The 15,461-nt window shown below is 67.1% G+C and carries 15 protein-coding genes; 4 read left to right on the top strand and 11 right to left on the bottom strand.

The genetic code is table 11. The annotated features are described in order from the left end of the window. The first annotated feature begins 78 nt into the window (after positions 1–78). From urtE to M2282_RS06785, 4 genes are all read left to right on the top strand, one after another. The gene (gene urtE / locus M2282_RS06800; protein ID WP_280808236.1) at positions 79–768 is read left to right on the top strand and encodes an urea ABC transporter ATP-binding subunit UrtE; all 690 of its coding nucleotides are present in this window, start codon (positions 79–81) and stop codon (positions 766–768) included. Between the two features lie 24 nt (positions 769–792). Further along, the gene (fmdA, locus tag M2282_RS06795) at positions 793–2,025 is read left to right on the top strand and encodes a formamidase (protein ID WP_280808010.1); all 1,233 of its coding nucleotides are present in this window, start codon (positions 793–795) and stop codon (positions 2,023–2,025) included. Positions 2,026–2,036: 11 nt separating this feature from the next. Continuing rightward, positions 2,037–2,378, top strand: a complete 342-nt coding sequence (locus tag M2282_RS06790) for an FmdB family zinc ribbon protein (RefSeq protein WP_280808009.1) — start codon at positions 2,037–2,039, stop codon at positions 2,376–2,378. 150 nt (positions 2,379–2,528) lie between these two features. Beyond that, the gene (locus M2282_RS06785; RefSeq protein WP_280808008.1) at positions 2,529–2,879 is read left to right on the top strand and encodes an alpha/beta hydrolase; all 351 of its coding nucleotides are present in this window, start codon (positions 2,529–2,531) and stop codon (positions 2,877–2,879) included. Positions 2,880–2,970: 91 nt separating this feature from the next. Here M2282_RS06785 and M2282_RS06780 read toward each other — a convergent pair whose 3' ends face one another. The 11 genes from M2282_RS06780 to M2282_RS06730 form a co-directional block, all read right to left on the bottom strand. Beyond that, a complete protein-coding gene (locus M2282_RS06780) occupies positions 2,971–3,663 on the bottom strand; it encodes a class I SAM-dependent methyltransferase (RefSeq protein WP_280808007.1) in 693 nt (230 codons plus the stop codon). Between the two features lie 168 nt (positions 3,664–3,831). Next, positions 3,832–6,111: a glycoside hydrolase family 3 N-terminal domain-containing protein gene (locus tag M2282_RS06775; protein WP_280808006.1), complete on the bottom strand. Its 2,280-nt coding sequence runs from the start codon at positions 6,109–6,111 to the stop codon at positions 3,832–3,834. Positions 6,112–6,195: 84 nt separating this feature from the next. Beyond that, positions 6,196–7,170, bottom strand: a complete 975-nt coding sequence (locus M2282_RS06770; RefSeq protein ID WP_280808005.1) for a tripartite tricarboxylate transporter substrate binding protein — start codon at positions 7,168–7,170, stop codon at positions 6,196–6,198. A 41-nt stretch (positions 7,171–7,211) separates the two neighbouring features. Then, positions 7,212–8,171, bottom strand: a complete 960-nt coding sequence (locus M2282_RS06765) for a D-2-hydroxyacid dehydrogenase (RefSeq protein WP_280808004.1) — start codon at positions 8,169–8,171, stop codon at positions 7,212–7,214. Next, positions 8,168–9,127: a Bug family tripartite tricarboxylate transporter substrate binding protein gene (locus tag M2282_RS06760; protein ID WP_280808235.1), complete on the bottom strand. Its 960-nt coding sequence runs from the start codon at positions 9,125–9,127 to the stop codon at positions 8,168–8,170. Before M2282_RS06760 ends, M2282_RS06765 begins: the two co-directional genes overlap by 4 nt. 84 nt (positions 9,128–9,211) lie before the next feature. Beyond that, positions 9,212–10,000, bottom strand: coding sequence for a class II aldolase/adducin family protein (locus M2282_RS06755; protein ID WP_280808003.1), 789 nt, complete (start codon positions 9,998–10,000; stop codon positions 9,212–9,214). A gap of 28 nt (positions 10,001–10,028) precedes the next feature. Further along, positions 10,029–11,264, bottom strand: coding sequence for a tricarballylate utilization 4Fe-4S protein TcuB (gene tcuB, locus M2282_RS06750; protein ID WP_280808002.1), 1,236 nt, complete (start codon positions 11,262–11,264; stop codon positions 10,029–10,031). Next, on the bottom strand, positions 11,248–12,675 hold the full coding sequence (gene tcuA, locus M2282_RS06745; protein ID WP_280808234.1) for an FAD-dependent tricarballylate dehydrogenase TcuA: 1,428 nt from the start codon (positions 12,673–12,675) through the stop codon (positions 11,248–11,250). Before tcuA ends, tcuB begins: the two co-directional genes overlap by 17 nt. 89 nt (positions 12,676–12,764) lie before the next feature. Further along, positions 12,765–13,691 (bottom strand): LysR family transcriptional regulator, encoded by a 927-nt coding sequence (locus M2282_RS06740; protein ID WP_280808001.1) that lies wholly within the window; start codon positions 13,689–13,691, stop codon positions 12,765–12,767. A 7-nt stretch (positions 13,692–13,698) separates the two neighbouring features. Next, positions 13,699–14,577 carry a bile acid:sodium symporter family protein gene (locus M2282_RS06735; protein ID WP_280808000.1) on the bottom strand — a complete coding sequence of 293 codons (879 nt, stop codon included), beginning with the start codon at positions 14,575–14,577 and terminating at the stop codon, positions 13,699–13,701. A 97-nt stretch (positions 14,578–14,674) separates the two neighbouring features. Then, the gene (locus tag M2282_RS06730; RefSeq protein ID WP_280807999.1) at positions 14,675–15,442 is read right to left on the bottom strand and encodes a class II aldolase/adducin family protein; all 768 of its coding nucleotides are present in this window, start codon (positions 15,440–15,442) and stop codon (positions 14,675–14,677) included. Positions 15,443–15,461: the final 19 nt, after the last annotated feature.

Genomic DNA, 15,461 nt, shown 5'->3' with positions numbered 1-15,461 from the left:
TGGCCTGTGCACACGCCCCGAACAACAGCGCTAAGAACACAAGCAACGCGCAAAGGACTCACTGACATGAGCAACATCATGCTGAAGGTAGAAGACCTGCACACCGCCTACGGCCAGAGCGAGGCACTGCACGGCATTTCGTTCGTGGGCCATGCCAACGAAACCGTCGCGATCATGGGCCGCAACGGCATGGGCAAGACCACGCTGTTCAAGAGCCTCATGGGCGTGCTGCCGATCAAGAGCGGGCGCATCGAAGTGGCGGGCCAGGACGTGTCGCGCGACGAGAGCTTCAGGCGCGTGGCCAAGGGCATCGCCTACGTGCCGCAGGGCCGCATGATCTTTCCGACGTTGACGGTCGAGGAGAACATCCAGACCGGCCTGGAGAACTCGAAGACCAAGCGCATCCCCGAAGAAATTTACGCCCTGTTCCCCGTGCTGTGGGACATGAAGCGCCGCAAGGGCGGCAACCTTTCCGGCGGCCAGCAGCAGCAACTTGCCATCGCGCGCGCACTCGTCACCGACCCCAAGGTGCTGCTGCTCGACGAGCCCACCGAAGGTATCCAGCCTTCGATCATCAAGGACATCGCGAAGGCGCTCAACGAGATCCGCAAGCTGCGGGGCATCACCATCATTGTGTCCGAGCAGGTGCTCAGTTTCGCGATGGACGTGGCCGACCGGCTCTTCGTCATCGAAGGCGGGCGGCTCGTGCACGAGACCGCGCGCGACAAGACCGATATCGATCACATCAAGGCCTATCTCTCTGTCTAACCACAACCCCAGGAGCCACTGCAAATGACGGACACGCTGATCAAGGTCGACCTGACCAAGTCCCCCACGGAGAACGAGAACATCCACAACCGCTGGCACCCGGACATTCCGATGGCCTGCTGGGTCAACCCGGGCGACGACTTCATTCTCGAAACCTTCGACTGGACCGGCGGTTTCATCAAGAACAACGACAGCGCCGACGACGTGCGCGACATCGACCTGAGCACGGTGCACTACCTCTCGGGCCCGGTGGGCGTGAAGGGCGCGGAGCCCGGCGACCTCTTGGTGGTCGACCTGCTGGACATCGGCGCCAAGCAGGACAGCCTCTGGGGCTTCAACGGTTTCTTCTCGAAGAAGAACGGCGGCGGTTTTCTCACCGATCACTTTCCCGAAGCGCAGAAATCGATCTGGGATTTCAAGGGCATGTTCACGAGCTCGCGCCACATTCCGGGCGTCAACTTCGCGGGGCTGATTCACCCCGGCCTCATCGGCTGCCTGCCCGACAAGCCGATGCTCGACATGTGGAACGAGCGCGAAGGCAAGCTCATCGCCACCGATCCGGACCGCGTGCCGGGCCTCGCGAATCCGCCGTTCGCCGGCACTGCGCACATGGGCAAGATGACCGGCGAAGCTCGCGCCAAGGCCGCAGCGGAGGGCGCACGCACGGTGCCGCCGCGCGAGCACGGCGGCAACTGCGACATCAAGGATCTGTCGCGCGGCTCGAAGGTGTTCTTCCCCGTATACGTCGATGGCGCGGGCCTGAGCGTGGGCGACCTGCACTTCAGCCAAGGCGACGGCGAGATCACCTTCTGCGGCGCCATCGAGATGGCGGGCTGGGTGCACATGAAGGTCACGCTCATCAAGGGCGGCATGGCCAAGTACGGCATCAAGAACCCGATCTTCAAGCCCAGCCCGATCACGCCGCAGTACAACGACTATCTGATCTTCGAAGGCATCTCGGTGGACGAGAGCGGCAAGCAGCATTACCTGGACGTGAACGTGGCCTATCGCCAGGCGTGCCTGAACGCCATCGAGTACCTGAAGAAGTTCGGATACTCAGGCGCGCAGGCCTATTCGATCCTGGGCACGGCACCAGTGCAGGGCCACATCAGCGGCGTGGTCGACGTGCCCAACTCGTGCGCCACGCTGTGGCTGCCCACGGGCATCTTCGACTTCGACATCAACCCGAACGCCTCGGGCCCGGTGAAGATGATCGACGGCAGCGTCAACATGCCGCTGTCGCACGACCTGCGCTGAAGAAAAAAGCCATGCCGACCTACGACTACGCCTGCGGGCAGTGCGGCGGCTTCGATGCGCTGAGGCCTTCAAGCCAGCGCGACGAACCGGCTGCGTGCCCCGACTGCGGATGCGCCTCGCCGCGTGTACTTTCGGCCGCACCACGGCTTGCACTGATGGCTTCGGGCACGCGCAGCGCTATGGAAACCAACGAACGCGCGCGGCACGAGCCGGGGAGCTCGCGCGACTACGCGCGCTTCAAGCATCCGGCGGGCTGCGGCTGCTGCTCATCGTCGCGCCGCAGCGCGACGGTGACCGCGCCGAACGGTGCGAAGGCGGCACCGTCCAAGCGGCCCTGGATGATTTCGCACTGAGGTTGCACACAGGATCGCGGCCGTGCAACGGGTTGGAGCAATTCCCGATTGTTTCAATCCCGTGAACGCCGCGATTCCTTTTGTGGCGGTTTTTCAGCGGGCTTCAGGATCAAACTTCTCCTCACCAACCAACCCCTGAAGGAGATTGAAATGAATGCCTCGAAGATCCTCGCTGCTGCTGCTCTCTCGCTCCTGGCTGCTGCCGGAGCACATGCAGAAACCTATGACGGCGTGCACACCGTGAACTCGTCGGTGTCGCGTGCCGAAGTCGCACCGCAAGCCGTTGCCGCCGCTCGCGCCGGCAACGTATACGGCGACGGTGCAAGCGCCGGCGCGCAACCCTTCACCTCTACGGCCGACCGCGCAACCGTTCAAGCCGAAGCTGTTGCCAAGGCCCACGACCCGCTCGCCAGCCTCGACCGCCGCGCCTTCTACCGCGACGAAGTGCCGCAAGCCTACAAGAAGCCCAGCGTGTCGTTCACGCGCCAAGCGGGGCTCTGAGCCGGTCTTTGCGGAATCATTGCTTGCCGGTCGTCATCGACGATCGGCGCAATGTAGAACGGGCCTTCGGGCCCTTTTCCCGTTGCTGCTTTCACGGTTGCGGCGCCCGCCGCTTGCTGTAGGTCAGCAGCCTTCCCCGATACGCCACACGGCCCTGCGAAGCGCGTTGGTCGAGCCGTTCCTCGCACATGCCGAACCCCTCGTCGGCCATCTGCCGATTGAAGGCCGGCCGGTTGCCGCGGTCCGGGTCCACGATCCATATCTGCGCGGCCGGGCCCGCATGGCGACCGATGAATGCAGCCAGCAGCCCGCTCGCATCGCGCTCGTAGAGCAGGTCGCTGCCGATGATGAGGTCGAACAGGCCGAGCACGTCGCCCGGGGCGTTCATCTCGCGCATGCCCCAGTGGCCGCGCCGGTACTTCATCGGCGCCAGTGCGTTGAGCCGCAGGTTCTCCAGCAGGAAACCCGCCGCGAGCGGATGGCAGTCGCTTGCGGTCATGTCGTTGCCGCGGCGGTGGCCGACCAGGCTCGCGAGCGCGAGGCCGCAGCCGATCTCCAGCACGCGCGCGCCGATAACCACGGGGTGCACCGCCATGCGCGCGGCCAGCTGCGCGCCCGAGGGCCACAGCAGCCCGAACATCGGCCATGCCGCCGAAGAGATGCCTTGCGCAGCCGCGGCGCCCAGCGGGTCGGAGAACTGCTGGCGATCGAGCAGCGACCGGATGACCAGGTCATCCGCACCCGCGATGGCGATGCGTTCCAGCTTGATTTCGTAGCCCGGCATCGAAAGGGGTGCGGGGCCTCGCGGGCGAGGCCTCGAAGCAGCAAAGGAGGCCCAGTATGCGCGCTGTGCAATACCGGCGCCCCGCCGACGGAGGCGCCGGCTTTTCTCATACGGACCTAAGCAAGCTCTCACTGGCCCCGACCGCCAGCGGCGAGTGAACCGCCAGACTCACTCTCGCGTGAGCACGAAGCGCTTTCGGATGCCGCTCGCGGCCGAAGGCGCCACCCACAGGTCGAACTCGCCCGGCTCGGCCACGGGCTTCATGTCGCGGCCGACGAATTCCATGTCGGCCGCGGTGAGCGTGAACTCGACCACCTTCGACGTGCCCGGCTCGATGCGCACCTTCTGGAAGCCCTTGAGCTCGCGCACCGGCCGCGTCACGCTCGCGGCGCGCTCGGACAGGTAGAGCTGCACCACTTCCTCGGCCTCGCGCATGCCGGTGTTGGTGACGGTGGCGCGCACGCGCAGCGTGTCGCCCATCGTCATGCGCTCCTGGCTCAGCTCGACGTTGTCGTAGCGCACCGGCGCATAGCCGATGCCGAAGCCGAAGGGGTAGAGCGCCTCGTTCGTCGCATCGACATAACGCGTCTTGAACGACGTGCCCGGCGCGCCTTCGGGCGAGGGCCGGCCGGTGCGCTTGTGAGCGTAGTAGTAGGGCACCTGGCCCGCCGTCTGCGGAAAGCTCACCGGCAGGCGGCCCGAGGGGTTGAAGTCGCCGAACACCACGTCGGCAATCGCATGCCCCGTCTGCACGCCCAGGAACCAGGTCACGAGGATGGCGCGCGCGTTGCGCACCGCGCCCTTGAGCGCCATCGCGCGGCCGTTGCTCAGCAGCACCACCACTGGCTTGCCGGTGGCGGCCACGGCCTCGGCCAGGTCCTGCTGAGGCTGCGGCAGGCCGATGTCGCTGCGCGAGCGCGATTCGCCCGACAACTTCTGGCTCTCGCCGATGGCGAGCACCACCACGTCGGCATCGCGTGCGGCGGCCACCGCGGCCTCGATGCCGCCGGGCAACGGCGACTCGACGTTCGAGCCGCGCGCGATCGTCACGGACGAATCCGGCCCCAATGCGGCGCGCAGCCCTTCGTCGATGCCCACCGGCGCCGACTGGCCGGGGAACAGGCTCCACGAGCCCATCAGGTCTTTGGTGCCTTCGGAAAAGGGGCCGATCAGCGCGATCTTCGTGCCGGCCTTGGGCAGCGGCAACAGCTTGGCCTCGTTCTTCAGCATGACGATGGAGCGGCGCGCATCCTCGCGGGCGAGCGCGATGAATTCGGGGTTCTCGGCGCGCTTCGCAGCGGGTGGTCCGTCGAGACCGCGGAACGGGTCGTCGAAGAGGCCCAGCTTCTGCTTGACGTGCAGCACGCGGCGCACGGCCTCGTCGAGCCGCGCCATCGGCACTTCGCCCGAGGCCACGAGGTCGGGCAGGTGGCGCATGTAGAGCCCGCTCTGCATGCTCATGTCGGTGCCGGCCATGAAGGCCATCTTGGCGGCCTCGCGGCTGTTGGCGGCGTAGCCGTGCTCGATGAGTTCCTCGTCCGCCGTGAAGTCGGAGACCACGAAGCCCTTGAACTTCCATTCGTCCCGCAGCACGCCGGTGAGCAGCGCCCGGTTCGCGGTCGAGGGGATGCCGCCGATCTCGTTGAAGGCGCTCATGACCGAGAGCGCGCCCGCGTCGATGGCCGCGCGGAACGGCGGCAAGTAGACCTCGCGCAGCGTGCGCTCGGAGATGTCGCTGCTGTTGTAGTCCAGCCCGCCCTCGGCCGCGCCGTAGGCCGCGAAGTGCTTGGGCGTGGCGAGCATCGAATCGGCGTTCGAGAGATTGCTGCCCTGGAAGCCGCGCACGCGCGCAGCGGCGAACTGGCGCGCCAGGTACGGGTCTTCGCCCACGCCTTCGAGGCCGCGGCCCCAGCGCGCATCGCGCGCGATGTCCACCATCGGCGCGAAGGTCCAGCGAAAGCCGTCGGTCGTGGCCTCTACCGCGGCCGCGCGCGTGGTGCGCTCGGCGAGCGCCGGCTCCCAGCTCGAAGCCTCGGCCAGCGGCATCGGGAAGATGGTGCGAAAGCCGTGGATCACGTCGGCACCGAAGATCAGCGGAATGCCCAGCCGCGATTCGCGCACCGCCACTTGCTGCAGCCGCAGCTTGCCTTCGAGGCCCGCGTTGTTGAAAAGGCCGGTGACGCGCCCGGCGCGCACATCGGCCGTCTCCTGCTGGCCGTTGCGCCAGGCGGTCTGCGGGTTGTTGGGGATGTTGATGTCGGCCGGCCCGTAGAGGCTGAGCTGGCCGGCCTTTTCCTCGACGGTCATGCGCGCGATCAGCGATTCGATGCGCGCGTCCGCCACCTCCGAGGGCGTGGGGTCACCCGGGGCGGAAGCGGCGAAGGCGGAGGGAAGGAAGCCGGAGGAGAGGGAGAGGAGGGCGGCGAGCGCCGCTTTTCGAACGTGCATGGCCTCCTATTCTGCAGAAGACGCGCCCGGCCCCCGGCAAGCGGGTTTCCGTCGTGGCCGTAGGGCTATGTCTGACCCGGCCTTTTACTCCGCTGTTGCACCTGCTTCCTTCGCCACCTTCACCCACTTGGTGGTCTCCTTGCCGATGAAGGTCGCGAGCTCCGCGGGCTTCATGTTCCCGGCCGTCACGCCCTGTTCTTCGAAGCGCCTGACCACGTCGGGCTGCTGCACCGCGCGGGCGAGTTCGGTGTTCAGGCGCTGCACGATCTCGGGCGGCGTGCCGTACGGTGCCATCAGCGCGAACCACGTCGTCATGTCATAGCCCTTGAGGCCCGCCTCGTCGAGCGTGGGCACGCCGGGGTAGGCGGGCGAGCGCGTCTTCGTCGTCACGGCCAACGCATGCACCTTGCCGGCGTGGATGTGCGGCGAGGCCGAGGGGCTGGTCTCGATGGCCAACTGGATCTGGCCGCCCATGAGGTCGGCCATCATCGGCGCGCCGCCCTTGTAGGGCACGTGGACGATGTCGGTCTTGGTCATCGAGCGGAAGAGCTCGCCCGAGATGTGCTCGGTGCTGCCGTTGCCGGCCGAGCCGAAGTTGACCTTGCCGGGGTTGGCCTTGATGTACGCCACGAGTTCGGCCACCGTCTTGGCGGGCACCTTGTCGTTGACGATCAGCACGTTGGGCGTGGAGGCCACGAGCGCCACCGGATCGAAATCGCGCTGGAAGTCGTAGGCCAACTTCTTGTAGAGGCCCGGTGCGATCGAATGCGCAATGGTGGCCAGGAACAGCGTGTAGCCATCGGCCGGTGCCTTCGAGGCGATGGTTGCACCCACGGTGCCGCCCGCACCGCCGCGGTTGTCGATGATCACGGGCTGCTTGAGCGATTCGGAGAGCTTCTGGCCCACGGTGCGCGCGACGATGTCGGTGGTGCCGCCGGCCACGAAGGGCACGATGAGGGTGATGGGTTTGGTGGGCCAGTCGGCGGCGAGTGCCGAGGACGCGCCCGCGGCGAGCAGCAGCGTGGCGGTGGCGGTTCGGAGGAAGGTTTTTCGGTTCATGGTCGTGAGGTCTTGGTGTTGTTGTTCGAAATGAGGTGGCGTCAGGCCACGCGGTTCAGCAGCGGCTGGCCTTCGTTCCAGCGTTTCAGGTTGTCCAGGAAGAGCGCGGCGACCCGCGCCTCGTTGCCGTCCGAGTGGCCGGCGGTGTGGGGCGTGACGATCACGTTCGGCATGTCCCACAGCGGCGAATCGACCGGCAGGGGCTCGTGCGCGAACACGTCGAGGTAGGCGCCAGAGAGCGCGCCGCTGCGCAGTGCTTCGATGAGCGCGGGTTCGTCGACGACCTCGCCGCGCGAGACGTTCACGAGCCGTGCACCGGGCGGCAGCAGCGCGAGCGCATCCGCATCGACGAGGCCGTGCGTGCGGTCGGTCAGCGGGCAGGCGAGCAGCAGCCAGTCGGCGCGCGGCAGCACGGTGTGGATGTCCTCGAAGCGCACGCTGTCGGCGCTCGTGCTGCTGCGCACGGCAATCACCTGCAGGCCCAACGCAGAGAGCAGCGCGCCGAGGCCTTGCCCGATCGGCCCCCAGCCGACGATCACCGCCGTCTGGCCCGCCAGGTCGCGCGGCAGGCCGCTGCCCACGAGCGGTGCCCAGGTCTTCTCGCGCTGCGCCGCGAGCAGCTGAGGGAAGCAGCGTGCCAGCATCAGCACGCCGGCCAGCGCGGTCTGCACGACCACGCCCGAATTGGCGCCCGACGAAGTCGTCACCTCTACGCCGCGCGCCCGCAGTTCGCCGTACACGGGCCGATCCGCACCCGACGAATGCGCATGCACCCAGCGCAGCGATGGCGCGCCGCGCAAGGCATCGTGAAACTGCTGCGTTTGGGGCAGCACCTGGTGCTTGGTCGAGAGGCCGGTGACGTCGCGCGAGACGAAGGCGACGTCCGCATCGTCTCCCGTATCCACCAGCACATGCGAGCGGCCATTTAGGGCCTCGGCGATGCCAGCGCCGGCCCGCTGCGCGGCCTCGTGCGTCATCAGGATGCGCAGCGGCGAACTCATTCGGCGGTCGCGCCCGATTCGCGCACGATCACTTTCCACTTGTCGTACTCCTGCCGCGTGAACTTGCCGAACTGCTCGGGCGTGCCGCCGACCGGGTCCGCGCCCTCGCGGATCATCTGCGCTTCGAGCGAAGGCAGTGCGTCGTTCACCGATTTGTTGAGGAGCGCGATCACCTGCGTAGGCGTGCCCTTGGGCGCGAAGAAGCCGAACCATGAGCCCGCCGAGAAACCGGCGAAACCCTTCTCTGCCACGGTCGGCACATCGGGCAGCGAGCGCGAGCGCTTCAGGCTGCTCACCGCAATCGCACGTAGCTTGCCCGCGCGGATGTGCGAGATGACCGAGGGGATGGTCGCGAACATGAACTGGATGCGCCCCGCGAGCAGGTCGGTCAGCGCATTGGCGCCCTTGTAGGGCACGTGCAGAGTCTCCGCGCCGATGCGCTTGCTGAGCATGTAGCTGGAGAGGTGCGACGAGGTGCCGATGCCGGTCGAGCCGTAGTTCAGCTTGTTGGGGTTGGCCTTGGCGTAGGCGATGAACTCTTCCATTGTTTTCGCAGGCACCTCGGGGTTCACGACCAGCACGTTGGGCACGTCGGCGATCTGCACCACCGGCACGAGGTCGGCGAGCGGGTCGTAGGTCATGTTCTTGTAGAGCGTCTGGTTCACTGCCATCGGACCGACCGAGTTGACGATGAGCGTGTAGCCATCGGCTGGCGCGCGCACCACGAACTCGGTGCCGATGTTGCCGCCGCCGCCGGGCTTGTTGTCGATGACGAAGGGCTGGCCCAGCTTCTCGGACATCTGCTGCGTGACGGCGCGCGCGAGGATGTCGGTTGTGCCGCCTGCTGTGAAGGCGACGACCACGCGAACCGGTTTGCCGGGGTATGCCGATTGCGCATCGGCACGGGGCGCGGTGCCGAGGCCGATGCCCAGCAACGCGGCGGTGGCCACGCCCATGAGCCTTCGCAGTAAGAAAAGGGGGTTGTCTCGTTTCATTCTTGTGTCCTTGGAGATTTCTTCGTGGCGGGAAATGAGGCGTTCTCAGTCGCGGAAGCCCGGGTCCATGCGGTCGAGCTTGCGCAGCAGCGCGGGCCACTCCATGAGGCCGTAGGGGCGGCGGGTGCCGGGTTGGTAGTTGTTCCAGGTTTCCTTGAGCACCTCCTGCGGCACGGCTTTCAGCGGCGTGTTGCAGGACATCGCGCCGATCTGCGCGCGGCAGGCCAGCTCGAGCCGGTGCATCCAGTTGAAGGCCTCGCCCACGCTGCGGCCCACCACCAGCGCGCCGTGGTTGCGGAAGATCACGGCCTCGCTCTGGCCGAGGTCGGCGAGCAGCGAGGCCTGCTCCTCGGTGTTCAGCACCACGCCCTGGTACTCGTGATAGCCGATCTTCAGGAAGCGCATGGCCGTCTGCGTGAGCGGCAGCAGGCCGCATTCGAGCGAGGACACGGCCATCGACGCCCAGCTGTGCGTGTGGATCACGCAGGCCACGTCGGGCCGCGCGGCATGCACCGCGCTGTGGATCACGTAGCCGGCCTTGTTGATGCCGTAGTTGAGCTCTCCGAAGTCGGGCGACGAGAGGATGCGGCCATCGGCGTCGACCTTGATGAGGCTGGACGCGGTGATCTCCTCGTACATCATCCCGTAGGGGTTGATGAGGAATGCGCCGTGCTCGCCCGGCACGTGCGAGGAGATGTGGTTGGCCATCATGTCCGACATGCCGTAGAGGTCGACCAGCCGGTAGCAGGCGGCGAGGTCGATGCGGGCCTGCCATTCGGCGGCGGAGCACTTGTCTTTCATGGAAGGGATATGGAGCACGCCAGGGTTCGTCATCGTGGGGTCCTTTCAATATCGGGTGGGTTCAATCGGCGCCCAGCTGCAGGCGGCTGGGCAGGCGTTTCTCGATCGCGAACTTCAAGAGCGCCGCCGAGCGGAAGATGCCGTGCGCGAACTTGCCGTAGGGCAGCGTGAGGAAGAGCGCCATCACCACGCCCAGGTGCACCGCGAGCAGCAGCGCCATGAAGCTGGTGTCGCGCCATGCGAGGAGCGCCAGGCCGGTGAGGCTGGTGAGCAGCAGCAGCGCGATGAAGCCGCGGTCCATCGGCCGTTGCGCCACGTCACCGTGCGCTGCGTTGCGCCGCAGGTTCAGCCATAGCAAGCCGATGGGGCCGACCACGAGGCCGATGCCGCCCGCGGTGCCCAGCAGCACCGGCAGGCTCGTGAGCGCATAGGGCGCGTGCAGGGCGAACAGGTAGTGGTAGAGCGTCGCCACGCAGGTCGAGGCGAAGCACAGCATGAAGCCGTAGAAGGTGAAGTGGTGGAAGCGCCGGCGCCAGAGGGTGAAGCGGTCGTCCTCGTTGTTGCAGCCTTCGCCGTGGCCCCCGCCCAGGTACTTCAGGCGCAGCGCATCGTGCGCGGCCTCGGCGCTCGCCGGACCGCGAACGCCGGGCATCGACGGCGCATTGCTCGGATCGTTGGCGGGCGACACCTCGCGCCAGAAGCGGCGCACGCCCATGGCGAGCGCGAACATCACGAAGAGGAACACCGCGCCGAACACCAGCGCGAGGAAGTTGTGCGGAAAGATCGCGTAGAAGTTGCCGGCCAGCGGCTCGTGCAGCAGCGAGCCCGACATCGCAACGGCCAACACGAGGAACAGCGCGAGTCCGCCCGCGAGAGCCAGCGCGACGGTGAGGCCCGCCTTCTTGTAGAGCGCGCCCATCGCAGGCGGCCACGCGTAGTCGTGGTACGTCTGCATGCGCACCTGCGCCATCGCCTGCGGCACGTTCACCGCGAACTCGTGCGGCGGTGCGTACTGGCAGGCATGCAGGCATGAGCCGCAGTTGTGGCAGAGGTTGGCGAGGTAGTGCGTGTCGGCCTTGCCGAATTCGAGCCGCCGCGTCATCGCGGGGAAGACGGCGCAAAAACCTTCGCAGTAGCGGCAGGCGTTGCAGATCTGCAGGATGCGCGCGACCTCGCCCTCGCTGGCGGTCAACGGAAGGGCGGGTTGGATCGGGATCACGCGCTGCGAGGGCGGTGCGCTGCCGATGCCGTCGGCATCGACACGGGCGCGTGCGACGAGATCAGTGAGCTGCTGCAAGGGCGGTCTCCGGGGAATTCTTCGAATGGTTCTTGGCAGCCTTCGCTGCCTGCGTGCCGGCGATGCGGCCGAAGGCCGTGCCGATGCTCATGCCGACGCCCGCCGTGTAGCCCTTGCCCAGCACGTTGCCGGCCATCATTTCGCCCGCCACGAACAGGTTGGGGCTCGGGCGTCCGCCGAAGCGCACGGCCGCGGTCTCGTCCACTTTCAGGCCGAGGTACGTGAAGGTGATGCCGGGGCGCACGGGGTAGGCGTAGAAGGGCGCGGTGTCCAACGGGCGGGCCCAGTGCGTCTTGGCGGGCGCGATGCCTTCGGTATGGCAGTCGTCAAGGGCCGTGTGGTCGAAGCGGCCGACGCGGCAGGCGGCGTTGTAGTCCTGCACGGTGCGCACGAACGTGGCTTCGTCCAGGCCGATCTTCTGTGCCAGTTCGCCGAGCGTATGGGCCTCCGTGCCGGTGAACACCGGCGGCATGAAGCGGCCGACCGCCTTCTGGTCGATGACAGACCACGCGATCTGCCCCGGCTGCTGCGCCACGAGGCGGCCCCAGATCGCGTAGCGCTTGGGCCAGAAGTCTTCGCCTTCGTCGTAGAAGCGCTGCGCGTCGCGGTTGACCACCACGCCGAGCGACACGCAGTCGATGCGCGTGCAGATGCCACCGTCGTAGAGCGGCGCGCGCGCATCGATGGCCACCATGTGGCCCTGCGACGGATCGCCGATGCTGTCGGCGCCCGCGGCGATCATGTACTTGAGCAGCACGCCCTGGTTGAAGCGCGTGCCGCGGATGAGGAAGTTGTCGGCCGGCCATTCGCCGCGCTCGTTCTGGCCCCAGGCTTCGCGCAGCCATTCGCGGTTCGATTCGAAACCGCCGGACGCGAGCACGCAGCTCTTCGCTTCGATGCGCTCGCCGGCCTCGGTGCGCACGGCCAGGAAGCGGTCGCCGTCGAGCTCGACCGAGGCCACGGGCGTGTCGTAGCGGATCTGCACGCCCAGCTTCTCGGCGCTGCGGAAATACGCGTTCACCAGCGCCTTGCCGCCACCCATGAAGAAGGCGTTGGTGCGCGCCACATGCAGCGCGCCCGACAGCGGCGGCTGGAAGTGCACGCCGTGGCTGCGCATCCAGTCGCGGCAGTTCGAGGAGGCGCGGATCACCAGGCGCGCGAGGTGTTCGTCGGTGAGGCCGCCGGTCACCTTCAGCAGGTCTTGCCAGTACTCCTCTTCAGGGTACGCATCGACCAGCACGTCCTGCGGCGCGTCGTGCATGCAGCGCAGGTTGCGGGTGTGCTGCGAATTGCCGCCGCGCCATTCCTTGGGCGAGGCCTCCAGCAGCAGCACCGAAGCGCCGGCCTCGCGCGCCATCAGCGCGGCGCACAGCGCGGCATTGCCGCCACCAACAACCACTACGTCTGCCAGTACATCCATCACTCGCGGGTCTCCTTGGAATCCAGGAGACTTTAGAGAGCATGGCCTTCACGCGAAAGGCCGAAAGAGGCAATGGGTGTTCAGTTTTCGAGAAGACTTGCGCCCGTCCAGCGGCCTTCGCGAACGAGGGCGCGCGCGGTGTCTGCGACCACCACGCGCGCGGCCAGCGCGGCGGGCGAGAGCTCGTCGTCCGACAGGCTCACGAGCAGGTTGCGGCGGCCGACGTGGGCGTCGCTGATCTGGGTGAGTTCGAGGTCGTCGCGGTCGTGCCGTGCCGTGGCCGCACCGGGCTGCACCGTGGCGCCATAGCCAGCGCGCACCGCGTCCATCAGCAATGCCAGGCCATCGACCTCGGCCACGATGCGCGGCGTGACACCCGCGCGCAGGAAGGCGGCCATCAACGTGGCGCGCAGGCCGTGGCTGCCGCTCGGCAGGATCAACGGCACATCGGCCAATTGCGAGAGGCGCACCTTGGTGCCCTTGGGGCGTTCGGCCAGCGTGGGCGAGGCGACCACGAAGAGCTTTTCGGCGAGCAGCGGCGACACGCTCCAGCGCCGCGGCGTGTCCGTCTGGAACAGCACCGCCAGGTCGAGCTGGCGCGCATGCAGCATCGTCGTGAGATGGCCCGAGAGCGCCTCGACCATGTGCAGCCGCACCTCGGGGTAGCGCTCCTGCATCGCGCGCATCAGCGGCACGCCGAGCACGGTGGCGGTGGTGGGCGCGAGGCCCACGCTCACATGGCCCGACAGGCGCGCCTGCTGCGCCGCGCGCACCGCATCGTCGGCATGGCGCAGCGTGAGTTGCGCCTGCTGCAGGAAGGCGAGGCCCGCATCGGTGGGCGTGACGCCGGTCGAGCTGCGCTGCAGGAGGCGCGTGGCCAGTTCGCTTTCGAGCCGGCTGATCTGCTGGCTCAGCGCCGAGGTGACCACGCCCAGCTCGACGGCCGCGCGGCCCATGCTGCGCAGCTCGCAGACCTTGACGAAGTAGCGCAGTTGCCTCAGTTCCATGCGCGCATCATCGCGCAGGCACGGCGGCCGGCTGGCCGCGCCGCAGCAGCAACCATCCGAACAGCGGGGCGGTGATGTACATCACCACCGAGTAGATGGCAGCCGGCAGCGCGAGCGGAAAGCTCCCCAGCACGCTCACCGCGATGAAGATGGCGAGCGTCGAGTTGTGGATGCCGATCTCGTAGCTGATGGCGGTGGCCAGCGGTTTGTCGAGGCCTGCGGCGCGGCTCAGGTAGTAGCCCGCGAGCAGGCTCACGAGGTTGAACAGCAGCACCGGGAGGCCGATCTCGGCGAAGGTGGCGGTGATGGTCTTCCACTCGTTCGCGATCGCGAGCACCGTGACCACCGCGAGCACCACGCCGCTGAAGATCTTGGTCGGCTTCTCCATGCGCGCGGCGAAGCCGGGCTTGCGCGAGGCCACGAACATGCCGATGGCCACCGGCACCAGCACGATCGCGATCACCTCCACGAGCTTGCGCGTCTGCAGCGGCACCACCTGGCCGCTCTGCGCGAAATGATTGATCGCCCAGTTGGCGATCAGCGGCAGCGTGACGATCGACAGCAGCGTGTTCACGGCCGTGAGCGAGATGTTCATCGCCACGTTGCCGCCGAAGAGGTGCGAGAACAGGTTCGCCGAAATACCGCCTGGCGAGGCCGCCAGCAGCATGAGCCCGATGGCGAACACCGGCGAGAGCCCGAAGCCCACGATGATCGCGTAGCACGCGAGCGGCAGGCCGATGACCTGCAGCACCAGCGCGATGGTCACCGCCTTCGGATGCTTGAAGAGCCGCCGGAAGTCGGCGAGCGAGAGCGACAGCCCCAGCCCGAACATCACCAGCGCGAGCGCGCCGAACAGGAACCGGGTCACGATGAGCGTGGCATCCATGGGTTTTTGTCTCCTCTTTCGTTCTTCTTAAAAAAATGGCTGCCGGCACCCGTCGCGCGGGCGCTGGCAGCCGTGGAAAACCGGGGGTCGACGCGTCTTATTGTTTGTAGCTGTCGTCGATGCGGTCGAGTTTGCGGATCAGCGAAGGCCAGACGAACATGCCGCCGAGGCCCCCGCTTTGCACTTTCATCGCCTGGCCCACGCCATCGATGATCTTCGGGTTCACATGCGTGAGTTCGCTGCCGCCCGATTGCGCCGCGATCTGGATCTGGCAGGTGTTCTCGAAGGTGTACATCGAAAGGAAGGCGTCGGCAATGGTCTTGCCGCAGGTGAGCAGGCCGTGGTTGCGCAGCATGAGGAAGTTGGCGTGGCCCATGTCGGCCTGCAGGCGCGGCTTCTCGTCGTCGCGGAAGGCCACGCCTTCGTAGTCGTGGTACGCCAGCGAGGCCAGCACGAAGGTCGATTGCTGGCTGATGGGCAGCACGCCGTTCTTCTGCGCGCTCACCGCGATGCCCGCCTTGGTGTGGGTGTGCAGCACGCACTGGATGTCTTCACGCGCGGCATGCACCGCGCTGTGGATCACGAAGCCGGCCGGGTTCACCGGGTAGGGCGACTCGATGATCTTGTTGCACTGCTGGTCGACCTTCACCAGGCTGGACGCGGTGATCTCGTCGAACATCAGCCCGTAGGGGTTGATGAGGAAGTGATGCTCGGGCCCGGGCACGCGCGCGCTGATGTGCGTGAACACCAGGTCGCTCCAGCCGTAGAGCGCCACGAGGCGATAGCAGGCGGCGAGGTCGACGCGCAACTGCCACTCTTCGGCGGAGACGAGCTTCTGGATTTCGCATTGAGAGTTTGCGTTCATGGTGGGGGTCCTTTGTCTG

Origin of the sequence: Variovorax boronicumulans (genome assembly GCF_029892485.1) — a bacterium.
GTDB lineage: Bacteria > Pseudomonadota > Gammaproteobacteria > Burkholderiales > Burkholderiaceae_C > Variovorax > Variovorax boronicumulans_B.
The sequence above is the reverse complement of the archived record's forward strand: the minus strand, read 5'-3'. Positions and strand labels throughout refer to the sequence as shown.

Coding starts and splice junctions, on each gene's coding strand:
- urtE (WP_280808236.1), top strand. CDS start 79: ATGCTGAAGGTAGAAGACCTGCACACCGCCTACGGCCAGAGCGAGGCA.
- fmdA (WP_280808010.1), top strand. CDS start 793: ATGACGGACACGCTGATCAAGGTCGACCTGACCAAGTCCCCCACGGAG.
- M2282_RS06790 (WP_280808009.1), top strand. CDS start 2,037: ATGCCGACCTACGACTACGCCTGCGGGCAGTGCGGCGGCTTCGATGCG.
- M2282_RS06785 (WP_280808008.1), top strand. CDS start 2,529: ATGAATGCCTCGAAGATCCTCGCTGCTGCTGCTCTCTCGCTCCTGGCT.
- M2282_RS06780 (WP_280808007.1), bottom strand. CDS start 3,663: ATGCCGGGCTACGAAATCAAGCTGGAACGCATCGCCATCGCGGGTGCG.
- M2282_RS06775 (WP_280808006.1), bottom strand. CDS start 6,111: ATGCACGTTCGAAAAGCGGCGCTCGCCGCCCTCCTCTCCCTCTCCTCC.
- M2282_RS06770 (WP_280808005.1), bottom strand. CDS start 7,170: ATGAACCGAAAAACCTTCCTCCGAACCGCCACCGCCACGCTGCTGCTC.
- M2282_RS06765 (WP_280808004.1), bottom strand. CDS start 8,171: ATGAGTTCGCCGCTGCGCATCCTGATGACGCACGAGGCCGCGCAGCGG.
- M2282_RS06760 (WP_280808235.1), bottom strand. CDS start 9,127: ATGGGCGTGGCCACCGCCGCGTTGCTGGGCATCGGCCTCGGCACCGCG.
- M2282_RS06755 (WP_280808003.1), bottom strand. CDS start 10,000: ATGACGAACCCTGGCGTGCTCCATATCCCTTCCATGAAAGACAAGTGC.
- M2282_RS06740 (WP_280808001.1), bottom strand. CDS start 13,691: ATGGAACTGAGGCAACTGCGCTACTTCGTCAAGGTCTGCGAGCTGCGC.
- M2282_RS06735 (WP_280808000.1), bottom strand. CDS start 14,577: ATGGATGCCACGCTCATCGTGACCCGGTTCCTGTTCGGCGCGCTCGCG.
- M2282_RS06730 (WP_280807999.1), bottom strand. CDS start 15,442: ATGAACGCAAACTCTCAATGCGAAATCCAGAAGCTCGTCTCCGCCGAA.